The sequence below is a fragment of the Rhodococcus sp. IEGM 1318 genome (assembly GCF_033142465.1).
Classification (GTDB): domain Bacteria; phylum Actinomycetota; class Actinomycetes; order Mycobacteriales; family Mycobacteriaceae; genus Rhodococcus_F; species Rhodococcus_F qingshengii_B.
The window spans coordinates 22,928-28,927 of the sequence record NZ_JAWLSC010000026.1; the positions used below are offsets into that span (position 1 = coordinate 22,928).

General features: G+C 59.0%; 4 protein-coding genes. 1 reads left to right on the top strand and 3 read right to left on the bottom strand.

Annotation, left to right across the window (positions count from 1 at the left end; translation table 11 throughout):
- Nucleotides 1–501 precede the first annotated feature (501 nt).
- Nucleotides 502–759 carry a hypothetical protein gene (locus tag R4P65_RS31635; protein WP_007733695.1) on the bottom strand — a complete coding sequence of 86 codons (258 nt, stop codon included), beginning with the start codon at nucleotides 757–759 and terminating at the stop codon, nucleotides 502–504.
- 777 nt (nucleotides 760–1,536) lie between these two features.
- Nucleotides 1,537–2,484: a phospholipase D family protein gene (locus R4P65_RS31640; RefSeq protein WP_317829491.1), complete on the bottom strand. Its 948-nt coding sequence runs from the start codon at nucleotides 2,482–2,484 to the stop codon at nucleotides 1,537–1,539.
- A 518-nt stretch (nucleotides 2,485–3,002) separates the two neighbouring features.
- On the opposite strand from R4P65_RS31640, the gene R4P65_RS31645 reads away from it, so the two are divergent.
- The gene (locus R4P65_RS31645) at nucleotides 3,003–4,988 is read left to right on the top strand and encodes a cutinase family protein (protein ID WP_317829492.1); all 1,986 of its coding nucleotides are present in this window, start codon (nucleotides 3,003–3,005) and stop codon (nucleotides 4,986–4,988) included.
- A 524-nt stretch (nucleotides 4,989–5,512) separates the two neighbouring features.
- Here the strand turns inward: R4P65_RS31645 and R4P65_RS31650 are convergent.
- A complete protein-coding gene (locus tag R4P65_RS31650) occupies nucleotides 5,513–5,869 on the bottom strand; it encodes an Lsr2 family protein (protein ID WP_317829493.1) in 357 nt (118 codons plus the stop codon).
- Between the last annotated feature and the right edge of the window lie 131 nt (nucleotides 5,870–6,000).

The window sequence follows — 6,000 nt, forward strand, 5'->3', positions numbered from 1 at the left end:
GCTCCCAATCACCCCCTTCGGGGGCCTTTGTGCTTTTCAAGAGGTCTGCGCTGTTTAGTTAGGTATCGGGGCACTTCGTTCGTTGTCGGCTAGGGGCGGCCTCCCTGTCTGCGGATCCGCTGTACGCGCGTTACGGCCGCGGTTGTTCGGGAGGTCTGTTCGATCCGGCGGCCGCACATCGGTACCGCCATGGGTACGGTGCTGGCTTGCTCGGATGGGACATTCGGGACGCAGAAGTGTGACCCGGTCGCCATGAAAGCTGAAATGTGATCTGGACGTGCCAAAAATGACACCGTGAACACGTCCGCGAGTATGGCGGAATTGCGTTTCTGCGATATCATCGAGTAAGCACCGCCTCTTCCTTTCGAGGTAGTGGTGGTCACCGCCTCTTCCTTCACTGGGTTAGTGGTGGTCAGGGAGCTGGGAAGCTCCCACAACCGCATAAACGGACAGCCCCCGATGCCGCCAAGCCCTGGGGGTTGTTCGCTGTCTAGGGATAGTTCATGCGCCGACCGCAAGTTGCTCGATGCGACGCAGTGATCCAGCTGCCTCGACCTCGAGAAGTCTCAGCTGGTCCGGATGCAGTTTGTCGATGATGTAGTCCGGGATGTCCAGTCCGTGGGTGATGGCCAATATGAGCACGGAGTAATCCCCAGCAGGGATTCCGAGTTCGGCGGCCCGATCCTCGTACACCTTGTGCTGCTTGAGGGGAGCACGAGTCGCGATGTGTCCGCGAGGTCCCTTGTTGTGCTGTGCCATGAGGAAAGACTAGAACCAATCTGTAACTGATACGGGTAGGCGCGCTTGTTCGGTGTGTCGCGTGTGGTTGATGTTGCCATGGAGTTCTGAGGGATTTTGCGGCGGCCCGCCCCCACAGCCCACCGCCGGCCCGACCAGCGAGGGCTTGACGGACCACCTCTACGGCTTCGCTGACGGTGGAGTTTGGGTGAATTTGGCGGTCGACGGTTCGATGATGGGTTTAGCGTCGGATTCGGGTTGGATTCTTCAGGAGCGGATGGAGATGCTTGGTTCTCAATCTGTCAGACGCCGGTGAGCTTCATGTGCGACTGAACGCGGGGCGAGGGGTTATATAACCCGTGTGTTGGACTGCGCTTCCGCAGCCTGCTGCTGTGTGTCGTGGAGATTGATGGCGACAGGGGGCCTGTGGACAGTCGATGGTGCGTCTGCGAGCTCGATAGCTTGGGTCGCGTGTCGAGAGGAGCACCTGAAAGATCCGGAAAGGTGCCTTAACCTGTCAATTGCCGAACGTATGTTTCCAGCGGGGAGGGTTTGTGCCTTCGTGTTCGCCTGCGAATCGTGACGGGACTTCTGTTGGGGAGGTCGATCCGCGTATATTTTCACGCGGAATGCTCTTTATCGCAGTTGCGCAAAGGATTTCGTTCACCGGATTCGAACATTAGAGTCGTGCGACGTTCGACTTCCGTGAGTACATTGCTCGGATCGACATATTGACGGTGCGCTGTTCGCGCACTCGAAGGAATGCTTCGCATTCCGTCAACATTCGTTTCTCAGGACTCAAAGGTTCCACAACGCCAACAGTTCGGCCCGAAGACTGAGCGAGCGAACGTAGTGGTTGGACCGCAGTTGCGCGCTGTGGTACCCGACATCGACGAGATACCCCTCGGCCTCTCCCACAGGAAGCGGTTGCAAGTCGTTGCAAACGCGGATAAAGCACTGAAATTGACTGGGGGAATCCGGTATTCGATCCTGGTTGGATATCAGAACAGCGGGCGGCAATAGCAAGCCGTCATCCGTGGAGATGCGGATGACGACGTCCCCCCGTGCCATGCTGCTTGGTTTTCCGAGTCTGAGTGTTTCGAGTCGGTATCTCACGCTCGGATTGACTGAAAGCTGCTTCGTTGAAGTCTGTTTCACAGGCACGGCGCGCACGGAAGGATGGTTCTTGTGATCGCTGACTTGCCTGATAAATACTCGGTTGGTCGGAGTTGGAAGAAAGTCGTTGTCGAGGTTCTGCGTTCGGCCGGTGATGCCGGGTATGGGTACGGCACGCCCGAATGCCCATTCGCGCGCGGCGTTGTCGATGAATATCTGGTCTACAGCAGTGGTTTCGTCGATATTGTTGATGAACGCGCGACTGTCGGCAACCACTTGAGGGTCATCGGAAATGACGACCGCTTCATGGGTGAATGTGGAATTCTCCGAAGCATTCGCCGAGCCGATTACGGCTCGTTGGTTCGTCACGATGACCTTGGCGTGCAGTGTTGACGACGACAGGATACGAACGCCCTTGCTGAGGTAATGCGCAAGAACGGCAGGTGAAGTGGCGTGGGCGCGGATCGCCGCGGTAGAAGCATTGACGATCAGAAGGTCTCCACTGCGAAGTGGAAGTAGTTCGGGCGCAAGGTGTCCGAGATAGGGGATAGCGGCATAGCGTGGGCCTCGCGTGCGGATTGCGCGAGTGATGTGTGGCCACGGGTTCGGTCCGTGGAAGCTGGTCCCCATAACTTAGAACGGTAGCGTGAATCGGACACGATTGCTGGCGCCTCCGAGACAAAGGACGGCCCTCGCTGTCTGCGTTGAAGGCTGACCGTGTTTGCGTCCCCTCTGGAGCGAAGCATCGTCTGAGTCTTCCGAGATCTAAAAGCTCAGAATGGTTCCGAGCGCGCCCGTGACGCTGTTGCAGCCTTTGGCGAGGGAACTGCGGAGGTCTGCCACCGTTGGTTCCGGTCGTGAGTGGGCCGACGACGGGTTTACCGTGGTTTCTTTGGCCGCGGTCCGCGAGCAGTCTTCCTGCGACAACCTACTCTGCGCTGATCCCTTGTGAGCCCTTCAGTGATCCACATCGATCTGCGCTCGGTACCGACGACAGTGACCTGAATTCGCATTCCTGGATTTTTTCACAGGGCGCGTTGATCGGTGTCAATCCGTACAGCACCATACGTCTCTCACCTGAAATCGGGCGCTTCAAGCCAGTCCGCGCGCGGACAGGTGCAACGTTCCCCCAGGTAGACGAGGTTTACATGCAGCTTCCACATTCGACCACCTATCGCGCCGTCAGCCTGCTGGTAACAACTTCAGTCGCCGTCAGCGTCTTCGTAGCGACCGCGCCGGCTATCGGGTCCGCCGCGCCCTCAGGTTGCCCGTCGACGTTTAACCTGTTCATTCCTGGGACCTGGGAAACGGGGGAAGGTGCGGATCCGACCGTCTCGGTCGGGATGCTCAAGCCAATCGCCGACAGCCTCGCGGACAAGCACGGTAGCGCGGCGCAGATCTATATGTTGCCGTATATGGCGCGAGCTTTCGACAACGGAAAGACATACGCAGACAGCAAATCTGATGGTTTGACGAGGGCGAAGGACGTGCTCTTCGAGACCGCAGGAAAGTGCTCCAATACAAAGTTCACCCTCACCGGGTACTCGCAGGGCGCGGACATCGCAGGCGATCTCGCATCCGAAATCGGCAATGGCTCCGGCCCCATCACGGCAGAGCAAGTCCTCGCGGTCGGGCTCCTCGCAGATCCTGGTTCCGGAACTGACGGCGAAACCGTCGTCGGGCCGCAGCCGTCGGGAAAGGGGATCGCTGATCCGCGGCCGCAGGGCATGGGGAAACTATCGGGACGGGTCGCGTCGATCTGCGATCCGAAAGATCTCTATTGCTCGATCCAGAAGGGCTCTAGTCCGCTGCTTGGATCGCTGGGTTCGGTGCTCACCGAGGCCCCGAGCGCTGGACGTGACGGCCAGTTAGACGGCAATTCACGCCTGGCCGCCGCGCTGGTATCGGATTTCTCCCAAGTCGACCTTCCCGGCCTCGCCACAGCCACTGGCAACCTGACCAGAGAACTATCGAAGACGGACGGCGCAACCGACCTCAAGCAGGTCGCCTCCAACGCGACATCGCTGGCGAACACGCTGAGCCCGCTCGCCGAACTACTTGGATCGGGTGCCGCCAATCCTGCTGCGAACGGGCAGCTCGCTGCAGCTCCCGCCGGGACAGCCGAAAACAACGCAAGCCGGGTTCTGGACAAGGCCGGCAAATCTGATCTCAGCAGTGCGCTCTCGACAGTGACCGCGATCGCCGACACCGCAAGCACGCTCGCCAGCCAGGGCTCCACGACACTACCGGCGGCATCTCCGGACCTGACTTCGCTATCGACTGCTGCTGGCACCCTAGATAGTCAGATCGCGCCGCTCCTGGCGACACCGCGCGATGTCCTCGGTTCCGCCTCTGGAGTACTCTCCATGCTCAAACCCACCGTAGTCGTCAACCAAATCCTCAACTTCGCCACCGGTGTCGCATCCCTGGATATGCCCGCGATCCTGGCGAACCTGAACCTTCTCCCACAGAAGGTCGCTACGCTTGATGCGCAGGGTGCCCATAAGGTCGCAGGGGATCTGAACAACCAGTTCTCCCCGTTGGTGAAGATGGCCGCTGGTGTCGATTTGAATTGGGTCTCGCAGGTTCTGGCGGTAATTCCGGATCCGTCCGGCTACTCGCAAGTCGCGGCGCTCGTCGCATCGATCCTGGGAGGCGTCGACATCATAAAGCTCGCAAACCTCGTCGGCCAGGTTCAGGAAATCGCCTGGGCCGCAGTCGAGAAGCTGCTACCACCGCCTGGACAGCTTCCCGACCCGCTCGGAGCCGGGGCTGCTATGACCGGCCTCGTCCCGGTCGGACTCGAACTGGCTTCTGTCGCGGTCAACATGCTCTCCGGCAAAGTTACGAAGACTGATCCGACATTGCTCGGCAAGCAGTCCTCGACGGCCACCACCACTACTCAGACGCAGAATCTGGACCTTCCGGCGCTGGCTAATTCGTTGACCTCGATGTCCCGCACGCAAGGCGCCAACGACCATGCATCGCTGGTGAAGGAGGGGCTCGACGCAGCGTCATTCTTCGTATCTGGAGCCCACCAGAACTACAACTTCCTCGTCGTCGACAACGCGGGCCGTAATGCGATCCAGTGGATCTCGGACTGGCTCAACCTGCAAATCAATCGCGGCGTTTGAGTCGACACCGGGTTAACAGAGACAGGCTCTCTAGACTGCAACGCTGATCGTTTAAGGGCAGATTGGCTAGATCTTGTCTGACAATTGTCAGTCTATGTGATATCCGCCGGTGTAGTCGGTTTGGCGTGAGCGGTGCGAAGTACCTGCAGGGTAGCCGAACAGAAGTCGGAAACCGAGATCTATCGCATCGGTCGCGGACGGTGGTGCGCGGTGGCGTCGCTAGGTTCCGTCACTGTGGTTCGTGATGGACACATGTGGGTTCTTCCGCAGTTGTTATCTCCGCGGCGGACGGCGACTATTTCCGACGGAAATCACCTGGGCGTAATGGCTCCTTAGCAGGTGAAGAAGGTCGAAGCGTTCGCAGTCAGTGTTTCGACCCGGTTGGCTCGCGTGTGTCTCCACAATTGTCGGAATCCAATGTCGACGTAGAGGGTTGGGGCCTTGCTGGGTGTGCGATGAGCAATTCCCGCCCCACACCCAACATGACGTCAGCAGTGAATGTCCTGTCGTATCAAGCGGATCGGTCAGTGCGCAGTGTCGAATGCATCGAGGACCTCCGCTTTGACCCGTCCCCGTGGAGCCACGTCGTAACCGTTCTTGACCGCCCAGTCTCGGACGGCCTGCAACTGCTCTTTCGAGCGACCGGACCCGGTAACCTTTTCCGTCGCATCACCTTTAGCGCCCCGACGTGCCTTTCCGGCTTTCTCCGCCACCTTCACGAAAGGCTGCAGAGCGGCATTGAACTTGTCGGCGTTCGTCGGGCGCAGGTCGATCAGGTAGTCCGTCCCCTGATATGAGAATTGGATTCGCTCCCCGAACCCGTCGTCGATGGGCTTTCCGTCGAGATCGTCGATTAGTTGGCGAATAACTCTTTCTGCCATGCATCGGCCCCCTTTTTGATAGGTGTGTCTCCAATGATCGACTGACCCTAGCAATGGGGTGTACCAATGATCTTGGACAGTGAATCTCGGGATGAGAGAGGATCTGTACATGACCGAGAAGCGTCGTCAGT